Below are 14,110 nucleotides of genomic sequence, written 5' to 3'. Positions count from 1 at the left end.
TTACAAAGTTTCAACTTTTTTTGAGCACAAATTTGAGGAATTAGCACGAATCCAAATTCTTAAAATCAAATCCTACAAATACAATCCTTTTTTTTAATAATAATATTGTGTTTATATTTACGTATCTAAAAACTATACTGTGAAATCAAAATACGTTTTACCTTTATTTCTCTTAGTTCAAATTATCTTTTATAAAATCCTGCCATTCTTTCCAGATTTTGTGGAGGGCTTTTACAGCAAAAACTTATTCGTTAGAATTTCTCATTTTTCAAGAACAATCTTAGGTAAAATTCCTTTTTCTGTCGGCGACATTATTTATGCTCTTTTAATGATTTCCATAATTACTTGGTTTTGGAAAATCAGAAAAACTTGGAAAACAGATTGGAAGGATCATCTTCTTAAAATCCTAGGTAAAATCTCTGTTTTTTACTTTTTCTTTCACTTGCTTTGGGCTTTCAATTATTATCGTAAACCTCTTTTTGAGAAAATGGAAATCAAGAGAGAATATACTGATGCAGATCTTTTGGCTTTCACTAAAAGATTAATTGCAAAGACGAATGAAGTTCAGTTTCAAATCACAAAAAATAAAAGCTCTAAAATTGTCTTTCCATATTCACAGAAAGAGTCATTTAACATGATTTTAAACGGTTATGATAATTTAGCGAAAGAACACCCTTATTTTGAATACAAAACATTAAGTGTAAAAAAATCATTGTTCAGCCTTCCTTTAACTTATATGGGATTTGGCGGTTATTTAAATCCATTTACAAACGAAGCGCAAATTAACGACTTATTGCCAATGTACACTTTTCCACTAACTACATCTCATGAAATGGCACATCAGATTGGTTTTGCAAGTGAAAGTGAATGCAATTTTATTGGCCTTTTAGCTTCTGTCAAAAATGACAATTTATATTATCAATATGCAGGATATAGTTTTGCATTACGCTATTGTCTAGGAATCTGGCAGTTTAAAAACGAGAAAATTTTTGAAATACTAAAGAAACAAATAAATACCGGAATTTTAAAAAACTATCAAGAAGACCAAGATTTCTGGAAAAAATATGACACATTTATAGATGAAGGTTTTCATTTTCTATGGGATAGTTTTTTAAAAACAAATAACCAAAAAGATGGAATGAAAAGCTATAGTAAGTTCATCGATTTGACGATTAATTACTACAAAACAAGAGAATTATAGCTTTTTTTGCCACAGATTAAATGATTGAAAAGATTTTCTAATCTCTTTTAATCGCTAGCCTAAAAACAGAAAATCGTGAAAATCTGTTCAATCTGTGGCAAAAAATAAAACTCAACTGTAACAAAAATGATTTCATAACTACTAATACATTATGAGTGAAAATCTAGAACAGTCATTTGTTGCGCAGCTGCAGGCAAATCAGAATATAATCCACAAGATTTGTAGATTATATACTGCTGGCGAAGATGCTCATAAAGATCTGTTTCAAGAGATTACCATTCAGCTTTGGAAAGCTTATCCAAAATTTAGAGGCGACAGTAAATTTTCGACTTGGACCTATCGCGTTGCCTTAAACACAGCCATTACCTTATACCGAAAAACCAAAAGAACTATATCGACCGTAGATTATGAAAATCATCAGCATTTTGTAAAAGATGTTGACTATAATTATGAAGAAGAGGAACAGATAAAGCTGATGTATAAGGCAGTTTATCAATTAAATGACATCGAAAAGGCATTAGTTTTTATGTATTTAGAAGACAAAGATTATCAAGAAATAGCTGAAACTTTAGGAATCAGCGAAGTGAATGCACGCGTGAAAATGAACAGAATTAAAGGGAAACTTAAAAAAATACTAAATCCTTAAAAATTATTATGAAAGAACTGGATTTACTAAAAAAAGACTGGCAAAAGAACTCTGCTTCTTTTCAACAAATTTCTGAAAATGAAATCTATAAGATGATTCATAGAAAATCATCTTCAATTGTAAAATGGATTTTAATCATCAGTATTGTGGAGATTTCGTTTTGGACTTTTTCCAACTTGTTTATCAATACAGATGATGTATTGCGAAAAATGAATCATCCTGAAATAGTAACAGCTTTAGAGTTTCTAACCTACTTTAATTATGTTGTAGTATTGATTTTTGTTTACATTTTCTACAAAAACTACAGAACAATTTCGACCACAATAGCAACAAAATCATTGATGAGCGCTATTTTAAAGACCCGAAAAACAGTACAATATTATGTTTGGTATAATCTCGGAATGATTGTAATTACAGCAATTTTAAGCTTCTTTATTGCTTTTGTTTACAATCCAGATATGGAGTTTCTTAGAGAAAAATTAGCGATGAACGGAAAAGCCATGTTTGTTACTATAGGAATATTATTCCTTGTAATTTTAGGTTTCTTTGGATTATTCTGGTGTTTTTACCGAATTATTTACGGAACACTTTTACGCAGATTGTACGCTAATTATAAAGAGTTGAAGAAGATAGATTTTTGAAAAAGTTTCTAAGGTTCTGAGATGCTAAGGTTCTAAGTTTTTTCTTTAAGGGACAAAGTTTTTCCTACTTGAAACCTAAAACCATAAACCTGATACAAAATCGATTTGTCACCCTGAGCGAAGTCGAAGGGAACAACGTTAGGCTTCGACTTCGCTCAGCCAGACAAAGCAAACTTGAAACCTTAAACTTGAAACAAAATAAAACCAACTTTTAGTAATCCCAACGTCTTAATTTATTCAGTTCTTCTTGTGCTTTGATTTCTTCAGCAGGAATAACTTTTAAAAATGAAGGGTGTTGTTCGATTGCATATTCTACTTTTTCTACAATTTGTTCGATAGTATCGTTTTCATAATCAATATCAAGAGGCTCTTTTATAATGAAGGATTGTAGAATTCCTTTTTTCTTCATTCGAAGTCCTTTTTTGTCAAACGAACGACGGAAACCATCAATTACAATAGGAATAACAATTGGTTTATGCTGTTTGATAATATGAGCTGTTCCTTTACGAACTGGTTTGAATGATTTTGTTGTTCCTTGAGGGAAAGTAATAACCCAGCCGTCTTCGAGAGCAATTCTAATGTTTTCTGTATCGTTTGGATTTACATCACGCTTTTCTGTAACATCAACACCTTTAGCACGCCAAGTTCTCTCAACGGTAATTGCGCCAACATAAGCTAAGATTCTTGGCAGTAATCCAGCCTGCATGGTTTCTTTGGCTGCTACGTAATAAATATTCATTTTGGGCTGCCACAAGTAGCCAATATTCTTAATAGTGTCTTGACGCCCCGATAAACTCGCGTTAAAAACATGAAACATCGCTACAACATCAGCAAAATAAGTCTGGTGATTGGATATAAATAAAACATTAGTATCTGGGAGTGTTTTAATAATTTCAGACCCTTCAATCTGCAATTCATTAAAACCTCTATACCTTCTATGAGTCATGGCACCGAGAACTCGGATTAACCATTTCTTGATGAATAATATGTGCCCAAAAGGATTTCGTTTAAACAATCCCATAACTAATTTATCTTATTTTTTTGTTAGGTCGCAAACATACAAAAATTATTCTTTTAGCAACACTTTAAAACAATTTCTCCAAATAACAGTTATCCAAATGAATATCAAATCATTAAATAAACTTTATTAAATTTCTTTTGCAATAGCGACATTCAAAACATCGCGCAATTCACTCAAAATCATTGCTGTGGCACCCCAAACAACGTGATTTTGAATATTAAAGGCAGGAACTAAGATATTTGCTCCGTAAGAAGTTGATAATCTGGCTTCAATAATTATATCATCATTTAAAAAAACAGACAAAGGCAGTTCAATAATTGCAGCTACTTCTCTTATATCAGGATAAAAAGAAAGTTCTTCTGTAGCAATTCCTAAAAAAGGGTGCACCAAAAAATTACTTGGCGGAATATACATCGGAGAAAAATGTTTAATTATATTTATTTTATCCCTCGGTACTCCAACCTCTTCATGTGTTTCTCTAAGTGCGGTAGTTTCAAAATTTATATCTTCCTTTTCATATTTTCCTCCTGGAAATGCTATCTGAGCAGAATGAACTCCATCATAAGCATTTCTAACAATCAAAACCAAATGTGTTTTTTCCTGTTTTGGATAAAACAGCATCATTACTCCCGCCATTCTGGCGTTTAATGCATCAATATCAAGATTTTTTAATCCCTCTATACGCTCTTTTGGAGCCATTTTTAAGTGTGACGTCACTGCTGGTAATTCTAGCGGAATTATATTGGGAACATATTTCAAAAAGTCTTGAAAATTCATAATCAAAGCTTATTTTTGTATTTTCAAATAAATCATAAATATACTCCAGAAAACGCAGTACCGCAAGTTTTCTAATCTTAAAGCCTAAAAAAAATGTACAGCAGAGAAGAATCGCAAAGAATAAAAAGAGAATTTTGGGTAGCTTTTGCCGAAAAATACCCTCGCAAATGGGTGCTTTACGACACTAAAATCAAAGATTTTTCTTTTAAATTTTATGTAGATAACAAGAAAGCGCAGGTTTTAATTGATATCGAACACAGAAGCGATGAAAAACGTATTGCCTACTTTGAAAAACTTGAAGCTTTAAAAAATATCCTAGAGGAAGAATTTATCAAAGATTTGGTTTTTGAAAAAAATTATACTCTTGAAAGTGGTAAAAACATCAGCCGAATTTGGGTAGAAAAACTTGGCGTTGGGTTCAGCAATAAAAACACTTGGGATACTATTTTTGATTTCTTCAACGAAAACATGCATGCTCTAGAAATGTTCTATTTAGAATATGATGAGTTTATTAAGGATGTGGATTCTTTGTAGATGCTAAGGTTCTGAGATTCTAAGATTCTAAGATTCTAAGACATTGAGCTTTTTTATATAGCAAACCCGACAGATTTTTAAAAACTGTCGGGTTTATTATTTTATTAAATTCAAAAGACTTAGCGACTTAGAATCTTAGCATCTCAGAAACTTAGACAGTAATAATATTATAAACGATAATATGATCATCATAATTAATATAAAGCTGTTTTCTATAATCTTGTTTTTTTCGCGTGATAATTGACAGCTTGCATTCTTTCCCATCATTATCTTTGCACATAAAAGAATATACAATATCTGTGTCATTTTCTTCTCTTTCAATATAATCTAAAATACTGTAAAGCTGGATTTCTTGAGAATAAACTACAATTCTATGTTTATTGGTGTCTAAAACAACTGAAAGATTTACTAAATCTAGATTGGACCACTCGCCCCATTTTCCTCTTTCATTTTTTTGTAGAACGCTAAATCCTGAAGTTTTAAAATGATATGACTGACTTTTAGCTTGTTGAAGGCCTAACACTAAAAAAAGTAATAGTATGTATGTGCGTATAGAATTCATAGATTATTTCTTGCAGTCAATTAAAACTCAAATGTAGTCTTTTCTTTGGATGCGACTTCAAATTCGACTATCATTTGTCGAATAATTTCTTCAACTGGCAAAATTTCATGAATGAGACCTGCAACCTGTCCAATCTCCAATTCTCCCTCATCCAAATCCCCTTCAAACATTCCTTTTTTGGCTCTTGCACGTCCTAAAAGCTGAACCAATTCTTCTTTAGAAGGACATTTTTGATACAAATCCTGAACATCCTGATAGAACTTATTTTTCACTAATCGTACAGGTGCCAATTCTTTCAAAGTCAGCTGTGTACCTCCTTCTATAGTATTAACTATCGTATCTTTAAAATTATTGTGTGCCGAAGATTCAAAAGATGCTGCAAAACGGCTTCCCACCTGAACACCATCTGCGCCCAAAACCATTGCCGCAAGCATTCCTCTTCCTGTTGCAATTCCGCCAGCTGCAATTAAAGGGATTTGTATTTTTTCTTTCACCATCGGAATCAAAGTCAAAGTAGTCGTTTCCTCACGGCCGTTATGTCCGCCCGCTTCAAAACCTTCTGCCACGACAGCATCAACACCAGCATCTTGCGCTTTTAAAGCAAAAACACTGCTGCTTACCACGTGAACAACTGTAATACCTCTTTCTTTCAAAAAAGAAGTCCAAGTTTTCGGATTTCCTGCAGAAGTAAAAACAATTTTAACCCCTTCATCAACCACAATATTCATAATTTCTTTGATGTTAGGATATAACATCGGAATATTGACACCAAAAGGTTTGTCTGTGGCTTTTTTACATTTTTGAATGTGTTCTCTAAGAACTTCTGGATACATAGAACCTGCACCAATAAGTCCTAAACCTCCTGCATTACTTACCGCCGAAGCCAATTTGTAACCGCTATTCCAGATCATTCCACCTTGAATGATTGGGTATTTTATATTAAAGAGTTGGGTAATTTTATTCATTAAAACTATTGCTTGATTATTTTTCCTGTTTTATGCAGATTATCAGCATCAAAACTATAAATATAAAGTCCGCTTTGAAGTGATTGCAAGGAAAGAACTGGATTTGAATTATTGATTTTTTCTTCGATTAATTTTTGTCCTAAAATAGAATAAATGGTTACCGATGCGGTATTGCTTTCGTTTAAAAAAGAAAACCAAACTTCACTCTTTACTGGATTTGGATAGACCAAAAATGAAGCTTCAGCTATAAAATCATCAACACCTAATGCTGCCCCAAAATTTGGAATTCCATATCCATAGTTATTATCCGGATTTGCATATTTATTGGCAGAAGCCAAAATCATTTGTCTAATTTCTTTGTTTGTTTTTGATGGAAAAGCTTGCCACAATGAAGCTGCCATTCCCGCCATTATCGGACAAGAAAATGAAGTTCCGCTTGCTGTACCAATAGTTCCATTTGCATCAGAAACCACAGCCGATGATCCTTGTGCCATTACATCAGGTTTAATTCTTCCATCGTAACTTGGCCCGATCGAACTGAAACTAGATCGTACTTTGTTAGCTGTAACCGATCCAATTGCCAAAACAGACACTGCATCAGCTGGAGCACCAATGTGCTTTTCAGGTTGAGCTCCTTCATTTCCAGCAGAAGCCAAAACTAATATTCCTTTATTAAAAGCGATTTCTGCACCACGCGAAATAAAAGTCGTAATTCCGTTCATATCGCTGTATGTATGATTGTACCTAACTTCATCTCGATCAAGGAAATATCCAAGCGAAGTCGTAATAATATCTACTCCCAAAGCGTCCGCTTTCTCCGCCGCTTCAACCCAAAGTGATTCTTCAAGAGGATTCTCATCATCAACAATTTCAGTTATAAAAAGATAGTAGGAAGCGTTTGGAGCCGTCCCTATTAAAGCATTTTCTTTGTAACCGCCCATTGTAGAAAGCACTTTCGTTCCATGATCTCCTCCAGTATAGAAATTAGCATTTCGAGTGGTAAAATCGTATCCTCCTAGAATTTTATTATTATTTCTAAGATTTTCAAATGGTTGAGCGGTATTGACACCTGGAAATCCAGCATCTAAAACAGCAATAATTTTACCTTCTCCTGTGTAATTCTGTTGATGCAAAACCTGCCCATTCAACGTCTGAATTTGATTGGCAGAATTACCATAAGCATAATCAATAGCGGTTTGTATTTGTTTTTTCGTCTGATTGATTGCAGTTTCTGAAACTTTTTTTCCCGTAGTATTTAAAGTTCTATCTGCAAATTCTACTTTCTGAACAAAAGCTAACGCTTTTAAAGCATTGATATTAGCCTGAGTTCCCTGAATATGAAGTGCATTCAGCCATTTCGACTGTGCTTTTACCGTAATTCCTGTACTTGCGGAAATTTGATTAACATACGAGGTCTCTAACGGAGCATCAGTAATATCCAAAACGATATTCTGGTTCGTTCTTCGATCCAGAGCTCTTTGCGAAAGTACAGCTTGAGGATTGTCATAAAAAGCCTGAGCATTAGGCTTACCATTAAAATAAACCCATGCATCTTCTTGTGCAAATACTGTAAACGAAAGAAGTATTAAAAGAAAAGTAAAGTTACATCTCATTCATCTATACTTTTTAGGGATCTTCTCCCAAATAAAGTATAAAGCTAAGAAATTACTCCCGAACCAACTAATTCATTTTCTAAATACCAAGCAACAAATTGTCCTTCTGTAATAGCAGACTGTGGTTCTTCAAACTCTACATACATACCGTCTTCAAATTGATGTAAAACAGCTTTTTGAAGAGGCTGACGATAACGAATTCTAGCCATCACTTCCATTTTCTCACCCGATTTCAAAGTCATATCTTCTCTAATCCAATGAACTTCAGACTCTCCAACAAAAAGAGCTTTTTTAAATAAACCCGGATGCTGGCTCGACATACCTGTATAAATTGTATTAGTTTCTACATCCGTAGCAATTACAAACAAAGGATTTATTGTTCCTCCTACATTTAGACCTTTTCTTTGTCCAACTGTAAAGTAATGAGCTCCTTGGTGATTTCCAACTACCTTTCCCATTGTTGGAATGTAGTCTAGCTTTTGAGATTCTAACTTTAATCTTTCTTCCAAAGAAAGTTCAGCTGATTTTTCAGAGGTATAAATCGGATCGGTTTTATCTACTTGAACAATTTTACCATCTTTTGGCTGTAATTTTTGCTGTAAAAATTCTGGAAGACGAACTTTTCCAATAAAACATAAACCTTGTGAATCTTTCTTTTCTGCTGTAACCAATTCCATTTCAGCAGCAATTTCGCGCACTTCAGGTTTTGTTAAAGCTCCGATAGGAAACAAAGCTTTAGACAATTGTTCTTGTGACAATTGGCATAAGAAGTACGATTGATCTTTATTATTGTCAACTCCAGCAACTAGTTGGTAAACTGGTTTTCCGTCTACCTCAATTTCGCTTTTTTGACAATAATGTCCCGTTGCCACATAATCGGCACCAAGACTTAAAGCGATTTTCATAAACACATCAAATTTGATTTCGCGGTTACAAAGCACGTCAGGATTTGGAGTTCTTCCTTTTTCGTATTCGTTGAACATATAATCAACGATTTTTTCTTTGTATTCCTCGCTTAAATCAACAGTTTGAAACGGTATGCCTAATTTTTCAGCCACAAGCAAAGCATCATTACTGTCTTCCAGCCAAGGACATTCGTTAGAAATAGTAACAGAGTCATCGTGCCAATTTTTCATAAAAAGGCCAATAACTTCGTATCCCTGCTGTTGCAATAAATACGCTGCAACACTAGAATCTACTCCACCTGAAAGTCCAACAACTACTCGTTTCATTTTGAAAAGTTTAATTTTTTAAGGTTGCAAAGGTACGCCAAATAATAGAAAATTTCACCATGGTTTTCATTACTTTAAGCAATCCCGCGGTAGATAAAACTTATTCTATTTTTACCCATTGGGCAAAATAGAATAATTAATAGAATAAAAATCAAATTTGATCTGCTTTAATCTTTTAAAATCTGCGTGAAATACTTTTTTCAGTCGATATTTTCACGCAGATTTTAAAAGATTAAAGCAGATTTGCAAAGATTTAAATTTAATTGGACGAGGTAAAATTGACAAAAACAATTTCACACAATGAGTTCTTTTTTTAATTACATTTAATCATCCATTTTTATGATATGAAAAAATACATTTATAGCTTGTTTTTCCTTTTCGTATTAACTTCGTTAAGTGCGCAGCGATTTAGCGCGTCTTTACCAAATTATGAAGCTTACAAAGCATTTAGAGGAAAACCTTTGTCTGATAAATTTTCGAATATTGAATCAGTAAAAGTCATTTACGATCTCAGAAAACAAAAAATGTATTATTTCAACAGCAGTATTATTTTGCTTCATTACGATTTTGTAGTTAATTATTTGGGATACAGCCATGATTTAGAAGTCTTCAATAATGAGAACTATAGCAACACTGAAAAGAATAGAGATTTTCTTCTCGGAAATTTAAATCACATTAAAGGAACAGACAAATGGATTTTTGAACTCGCTGCATCCGATCATATGCCTCTACCACTGATTGAACGTTTTTTTACTATGGTTAAAAATTCCACTTTTATTGGAGAAAAACTGAAATTTTATCTGAACAATCCAGAAATGATGAATTGGTTCCAACGCGAGGAATTCAAAATTCCATGTGTAAAATCTGATTATATTTTTGGCGAATTAAAATATCAGGAAGTTGTTCGTGGAAGTACTATTGGGATTCTGCGACAATACAAAATCAAAGATTTAGAAACTACAAAACCTAGTTCTGACGAGATTATTATTCTGGACGGAACGCCTGATATTCTCCCAAATGTGCGAGGAATTATTGTCAATGAACTTCAAACTCCATTAAGCCATTTGGTTCTTTTAGGAAAAAACAGAAAGATTCCGATAATGGCGTATACGGATATTGAAAAAGACAAGAACATAAAAAGGCTACTTTCTAAAAAAGTAGAATTAAAAATTGAAGTCGATACTTTTTTCATTAAAGAAACCACTAAAAAAATTCCAACAAAATCTCCTGGAAAAAAGAAAAAGCTAGTTATAGACAATAGCGTTATAGAATTGGTCAATTTATCTGAAATTCCAAAAAAGGGAATTAATTATATTGGTTCGAAGGCACAAAACATGGCGTATTTAATTGCCATTTCTAAAGAGATTTCCTTTAAAGTTCCAGAAAATGCACATGCTATTCCGTTTTACTTTTACACAAAACATATTCAAAAAGCATCTATTTCGCCATTAATTACAGAGCTTTTGGCTTTCCCACAAAAAGATTCTGCGGTTTGGATCAATAAACAGCTTAAGAAAATTAGAGACGCTATCAAAAAAGAACCTATTGATCCTGAATTAATATCGAAATTGAATATTGCTTTTAAAGACGCCAAATTTAAAAACTTCAGATTTCGTTCGTCTACGAATGCAGAAGATTTAGATGATTTTAATGGCGCTGGATTGTACGATTCTAAAACCGGAATTATAGGCGATTCGATCAAAACTTTCGAAAAAGCCATAAAACAAGTCTGGGCAAGTGTCTGGAATGAAGCCTCGTATAATGAACGAGAACTTTTTGGAATTGATCAGCAAAATATTGCAATGGGTGTCTTGGTGCATCGCTCTTTTCCAGATGAATTGGCAAATGGCGTAATTATTACCAAAAATATATTTAGAGAAAACTTTCCTGGAATTACGGTCAATGTTCAAAAGGGAGAAAATTCGGTTGTGAAACCCGAAAAAGGAGAAATCTGCGAACAGTTTGTAGCCTATCATTTTAACGACGGAAAAGACGAAACAGATTTTGATATTGATTATACTTCCAATTCCAATCTGAATAATAATGAACCGTTATTGACTCGAAAAGAAATGAGTAATCTATACGATGTCAGTAAAAAAATTGAAACTAAAATGTATCGTTATTGGCGTAAAAACCAATTTCATCCTGTAGATATTGAATTTAAAATTGTGGGAGAAAAAAGAGATTTGTACATCAAACAAGTCCGTCCATTCAACGATTAATAGAATACTAATAAATCTATTTCGTTGCTTGCTGTGTTGATTAATACAATTCTAAAGTCGAAATCTTCAATCTTAATTTTCTGCTGAATTGATTTTCGAATTACTTCTGAATTTAAAGAAAAATTATCGTCAAGCGGAATTTTCACATCTACAGAATTCAGATATTTTGAAGCTTTTTTGTTGACAATAACCGAAGCGGCAATATAAAATCCGATAATAATAATTTGAAAAAACAGCAACAGTTCAATCTTTTCAAACGGATACATAATGTCCAGAATTGACAATGTAATTGTGGCAAAAAGAAAGATGATAGCATTTACCGTGAAAGATTGTGTTCTAAATCGAAGTATCGAAAAAATAGCAAAAAGGCCAAAACCAATTCCGACTCCAATTTCTATTTTGGTAAAAAGATAACAAAGGGAAAAAGTACAAAGTCCCACAATAACCATCAACGGATTTATAGTAGCATTATCTTTTCTGTTTGAGAAAAAATATAAAACCAAAATCGAAAAAAACAACAGTAAAAATCGTCCTAAAAGTTCTTGTAAATCCATTGGTTAGAATAAATTGGTTACTCAAAAGTAAACAATTTATTCTTTACCTATTTTATTTTTAAGGAATGAATTCTGAACTTTTTAGGCTATTACTTTTTTGGCGCTGGTCATTTTTCAGAAGCTTTATTCGTGTCTTTAGGATCACTCATATTTACTTCTTTCACCAATTTTCCTTTTTGGTAAAACTGCCAGATTCCAGCTTTTTTACCATTTATAAACTTTCCTTTAGAAGCAACAGACTTATCTGAATCATAAAAAACAGCTGCACCATTGTATTCATTATTTACAAAGTTCGATTCTTCCAAAAGCGTTCCGTCCTGCCCTATTTTTTTATATGCTGCCTTCTTTTAAACCATTTTTATAGGTCATCTCTTCCGCAATTTGTGCATTGGGATAATAAACAGTTTTTAAACCTTCTAATTTTCCATTTTTATAATTCTCAACCGCCATTAAAACTTTAGAAGCTTTATGGTAATATTTCCATTCCCCTTCGCGAGCTTTTCCTATCTCTTTTCCTTCACTTACTTTGTTTTTATTTTGATCAAAAAAGACAGTATACGAGCTTCCATCATTGGCACTAAAATCTCTTGTTGCTAAGACATCACCTTTTTTAGTATCATCAAAAAATTTAAAAACACCAGTTTCCTTTCCATGATCAAAAGTTCCTTCGTAGCGAGGGCGTTTAGATTCAGCATAAGTGCCTTTCCAAAGTCCGTCTTTTTTTCCAGCCGCGTCAACTTTATTGGTTTCTTGAGAAAAAGCTGCTGTAGTAATTAGAAATAAAATCCAAATTTTTTTCATAAACTGTTTTTCTTTATAACATTAAAAAGCGTGTTTTATTATTGCAAAAGTATAACCAATTTTACTTTTTTACCGATTTTTAAAGTCTTAAATACTATTTAAAATTTTGTTAAACAAAATTTAGACCTACGAATAATAAAATCAGAACTAAAACAATATAAACAACTAAAAATCAACAACATAAAAACGACAAACAAAGCGAGTAAAACATGTAACGAATATAACTTTTGTTTAACATTATGTAAAAATAGTTAAACAAAATATCATAATTTAGCCTAACAAACTAAAAACTATATTATGAAAACATTGAAAATTAAATTAATTGCTTTTTTAGCATTAATTGCTTTCGTTAGCATTTCATGTAATAATGATGACGACGACTCGCAACAGACTCCACAAACGATTGTATCTATTGCGAAAGCAAATCCTGACCTTAGCAGTTTAGTTGCTGCTTTAGAAAAAGCAGATCTAGCTGCTACATTGAACTCTTCTGGCTCTTACACCGTCTTTGCACCTAATAATAAAGCTTTTAGCGCTTTCCTCTCTGCAAACGGTTATGCTAATCTTAATGCAGTTCCTGTTGCTGCTTTAAAAGAAATATTACTCAACCATGTTTTAAGCACAAAAGTAAAATCTAGCGAGATTACTACAGGATATGTAAAAACTCTGGCAAAAGGAAATGCTTCAGCATCAAACACCATAAGTATGTATCTTGAAAAAAACACAGGAGTTGATATTAATGGCGGAAAAGCCAATGGCGGTGCAACAGTAACAACTGCAGATATTGAAGCTTCAAATGGCGTTATTCATTTGGTTGATGGTGTAATAGGATTACCTACTATTGTTAACCATGCTGTGGCTAACAAAAATTTCACAACACTTGTAACAGCATTGAGCTACAACTCTGCATCTGGTTTTGTTGGAATATTATCTGGAACGGCAAGTTCACCTTTTACTGTTTTTGCACCTACAAATACTGCATTTGCAAGTTTCTTAACCGAAACTGGATTCTCTGGTCTTTCTGCGATTCCTGCTAATGTTTTAGAAACTACCCTGAAATATCATGTGGTTGCTGGTGCGAATGTGCAATCGACTTCTTTAACAAACGGACAGGTAGTTAATACTTTTGCCAGTCAAAGTTTCACAATTGGCCTTACTGGAGGCGCAAAAATTACGGACACCAATAATAGAGTTAGTAATATTATTGTAACAGATGTTCAATGTTCAAACGGTATAATCCATGCTATTGACAAGGTTTTATTACCTAAATTTTAAATACAACTAATTGCAAATAAAAAACCGTCTCGTTAAAAAACGAGACGGTTTTTTTGTTTTATTGAT

15 protein-coding genes are annotated in these 14,110 nt (G+C 32.9%); 6 read left to right on the top strand and 9 right to left on the bottom strand.

Translation table 11 applies throughout. From position 1 onward, the window contains the following. The first annotated feature begins 139 nt into the window (after positions 1 to 139). From ACPWTF_RS20655 to ACPWTF_RS20645, 3 genes are all read left to right on the top strand, one after another. Positions 140 to 1,201, top strand: coding sequence for a DUF3810 domain-containing protein (locus tag ACPWTF_RS20655; protein WP_427872793.1), 1,062 nt, complete (start codon positions 140 to 142; stop codon positions 1,199 to 1,201). Between the two features lie 151 nt (positions 1,202 to 1,352). After that, a complete protein-coding gene (locus tag ACPWTF_RS20650; RefSeq protein WP_008462500.1) occupies positions 1,353 to 1,847 on the top strand; it encodes an RNA polymerase sigma factor in 495 nt (164 codons plus the stop codon). Positions 1,848 to 1,855: 8 nt separating this feature from the next. Next, entirely contained in the window at positions 1,856 to 2,488 is a 633-nt protein-coding gene (locus tag ACPWTF_RS20645; RefSeq protein ID WP_427872790.1) for a hypothetical protein, read from the top strand. A gap of 211 nt (positions 2,489 to 2,699) precedes the next feature. On the opposite strand, the gene ACPWTF_RS20640 is transcribed toward ACPWTF_RS20645, so the two are convergent. Continuing rightward, positions 2,700 to 3,509 (bottom strand): lysophospholipid acyltransferase family protein, encoded by an 810-nt coding sequence (locus ACPWTF_RS20640; RefSeq protein WP_095929938.1) that lies wholly within the window; start codon positions 3,507 to 3,509, stop codon positions 2,700 to 2,702. A 126-nt stretch (positions 3,510 to 3,635) separates the two neighbouring features. Beyond that, on the bottom strand, positions 3,636 to 4,286 hold the full coding sequence (locus tag ACPWTF_RS20635; protein WP_427872787.1) for an NUDIX hydrolase: 651 nt from the start codon (positions 4,284 to 4,286) through the stop codon (positions 3,636 to 3,638). A gap of 93 nt (positions 4,287 to 4,379) precedes the next feature. Here ACPWTF_RS20635 and ACPWTF_RS20630 point away from each other — a divergent pair, with 93 nt between their 5' ends. Next, positions 4,380 to 4,820, top strand: a complete 441-nt coding sequence (locus ACPWTF_RS20630) for a DUF4268 domain-containing protein (RefSeq protein WP_095929936.1) — start codon at positions 4,380 to 4,382, stop codon at positions 4,818 to 4,820. A gap of 151 nt (positions 4,821 to 4,971) precedes the next feature. Here the strand turns inward: ACPWTF_RS20630 and ACPWTF_RS20625 are convergent, their stop codons facing one another. Genes ACPWTF_RS20625 through mnmA form a run of 4 tightly spaced genes read right to left on the bottom strand, consistent with a single transcriptional unit; the run spans position 4,972 to position 9,192 of the window. Beyond that, the gene (locus ACPWTF_RS20625) at positions 4,972 to 5,382 is read right to left on the bottom strand and encodes a hypothetical protein (RefSeq protein WP_095929935.1); all 411 of its coding nucleotides are present in this window, start codon (positions 5,380 to 5,382) and stop codon (positions 4,972 to 4,974) included. 20 nt (positions 5,383 to 5,402) lie between these two features. After that, positions 5,403 to 6,347 (bottom strand): NAD(P)H-dependent flavin oxidoreductase, encoded by a 945-nt coding sequence (locus tag ACPWTF_RS20620; protein ID WP_427872785.1) that lies wholly within the window; start codon positions 6,345 to 6,347, stop codon positions 5,403 to 5,405. Positions 6,348 to 6,352: 5 nt separating this feature from the next. Continuing rightward, positions 6,353 to 7,960, bottom strand: a complete 1,608-nt coding sequence (locus ACPWTF_RS20615) for a S8 family serine peptidase (RefSeq protein ID WP_427872783.1) — start codon at positions 7,958 to 7,960, stop codon at positions 6,353 to 6,355. A gap of 44 nt (positions 7,961 to 8,004) precedes the next feature. Beyond that, the gene (gene mnmA, locus ACPWTF_RS20610) at positions 8,005 to 9,192 is read right to left on the bottom strand and encodes a tRNA 2-thiouridine(34) synthase MnmA (protein WP_427872781.1); all 1,188 of its coding nucleotides are present in this window, start codon (positions 9,190 to 9,192) and stop codon (positions 8,005 to 8,007) included. A 344-nt stretch (positions 9,193 to 9,536) separates the two neighbouring features. On the opposite strand from mnmA, the gene ACPWTF_RS20605 reads away from it, so the two are divergent. Then, positions 9,537 to 11,414 carry a PEP/pyruvate-binding domain-containing protein gene (locus ACPWTF_RS20605; protein WP_427872779.1) on the top strand — a complete coding sequence of 626 codons (1,878 nt, stop codon included), beginning with the start codon at positions 9,537 to 9,539 and terminating at the stop codon, positions 11,412 to 11,414. Here the strand turns inward: ACPWTF_RS20605 and ACPWTF_RS20600 are convergent. The 3 genes from ACPWTF_RS20600 to ACPWTF_RS20590 all read right to left on the bottom strand — a co-directional run bounded on the left by ACPWTF_RS20600 (position 11,411) and on the right by ACPWTF_RS20590 (position 12,769). After that, complete coding sequence (locus tag ACPWTF_RS20600; protein WP_250835384.1) at positions 11,411 to 11,968, bottom strand: DUF4956 domain-containing protein; 558 nt, start codon at positions 11,966 to 11,968, stop codon at positions 11,411 to 11,413. The genes ACPWTF_RS20605 and ACPWTF_RS20600 overlap by 4 nt on opposite strands. A gap of 107 nt (positions 11,969 to 12,075) precedes the next feature. Further along, on the bottom strand, positions 12,076 to 12,273 hold the full coding sequence (locus tag ACPWTF_RS20595) for a hypothetical protein (protein WP_427872777.1): 198 nt from the start codon (positions 12,271 to 12,273) through the stop codon (positions 12,076 to 12,078). Between the two features lie 25 nt (positions 12,274 to 12,298). Beyond that, the gene (locus ACPWTF_RS20590) at positions 12,299 to 12,769 is read right to left on the bottom strand and encodes a toxin-antitoxin system YwqK family antitoxin (RefSeq protein ID WP_427872775.1); all 471 of its coding nucleotides are present in this window, start codon (positions 12,767 to 12,769) and stop codon (positions 12,299 to 12,301) included. Positions 12,770 to 13,066: 297 nt separating this feature from the next. On the opposite strand from ACPWTF_RS20590, the gene ACPWTF_RS20585 reads away from it, so the two are divergent. Further along, positions 13,067 to 14,044, top strand: a complete 978-nt coding sequence (locus ACPWTF_RS20585; RefSeq protein WP_427872773.1) for a fasciclin domain-containing protein — start codon at positions 13,067 to 13,069, stop codon at positions 14,042 to 14,044. The last annotated feature ends 66 nt before the right edge of the window (positions 14,045 to 14,110 follow it).

The organism is Flavobacterium sp. MMS24-S5 (assembly GCF_050320125.1).
In the GTDB taxonomy this organism is placed as follows: domain Bacteria; phylum Bacteroidota; class Bacteroidia; order Flavobacteriales; family Flavobacteriaceae; genus Flavobacterium; species Flavobacterium tyrosinilyticum.
This window is presented reverse-complemented; position numbering and strand designations above follow the sequence as displayed.

Excerpts from the sequence above, each read along its gene's own strand:
- mnmA (WP_427872781.1), bottom strand. The coding sequence starts at position 9,192 with ATGAAACGAGTAGTTGTTGGACTTTCAGGTGGAGTAGATTCTAGTGTT.
- ACPWTF_RS20585 (WP_427872773.1), top strand. The coding sequence starts at position 13,067 with ATGAAAACATTGAAAATTAAATTAATTGCTTTTTTAGCATTAATTGCT.
- ACPWTF_RS20620 (WP_427872785.1), bottom strand. The coding sequence starts at position 6,347 with ATGAATAAAATTACCCAACTCTTTAATATAAAATACCCAATCATTCAA.
- ACPWTF_RS20600 (WP_250835384.1), bottom strand. The coding sequence starts at position 11,968 with ATGGATTTACAAGAACTTTTAGGACGATTTTTACTGTTGTTTTTTTCG.
- ACPWTF_RS20615 (WP_427872783.1), bottom strand. The coding sequence starts at position 7,960 with ATGAGATGTAACTTTACTTTTCTTTTAATACTTCTTTCGTTTACAGTA.
- ACPWTF_RS20590 (WP_427872775.1), bottom strand. The coding sequence starts at position 12,769 with ATGAAAAAAATTTGGATTTTATTTCTAATTACTACAGCAGCTTTTTCT.
- ACPWTF_RS20630 (WP_095929936.1), top strand. The coding sequence starts at position 4,380 with ATGTACAGCAGAGAAGAATCGCAAAGAATAAAAAGAGAATTTTGGGTA.
- ACPWTF_RS20645 (WP_427872790.1), top strand. The coding sequence starts at position 1,856 with ATGAAAGAACTGGATTTACTAAAAAAAGACTGGCAAAAGAACTCTGCT.
- ACPWTF_RS20605 (WP_427872779.1), top strand. The coding sequence starts at position 9,537 with ATGAAAAAATACATTTATAGCTTGTTTTTCCTTTTCGTATTAACTTCG.
- ACPWTF_RS20635 (WP_427872787.1), bottom strand. The coding sequence starts at position 4,286 with ATGAATTTTCAAGACTTTTTGAAATATGTTCCCAATATAATTCCGCTA.
- ACPWTF_RS20650 (WP_008462500.1), top strand. The coding sequence starts at position 1,353 with ATGAGTGAAAATCTAGAACAGTCATTTGTTGCGCAGCTGCAGGCAAAT.
- ACPWTF_RS20640 (WP_095929938.1), bottom strand. The coding sequence starts at position 3,509 with ATGGGATTGTTTAAACGAAATCCTTTTGGGCACATATTATTCATCAAG.
- ACPWTF_RS20625 (WP_095929935.1), bottom strand. The coding sequence starts at position 5,382 with ATGAATTCTATACGCACATACATACTATTACTTTTTTTAGTGTTAGGC.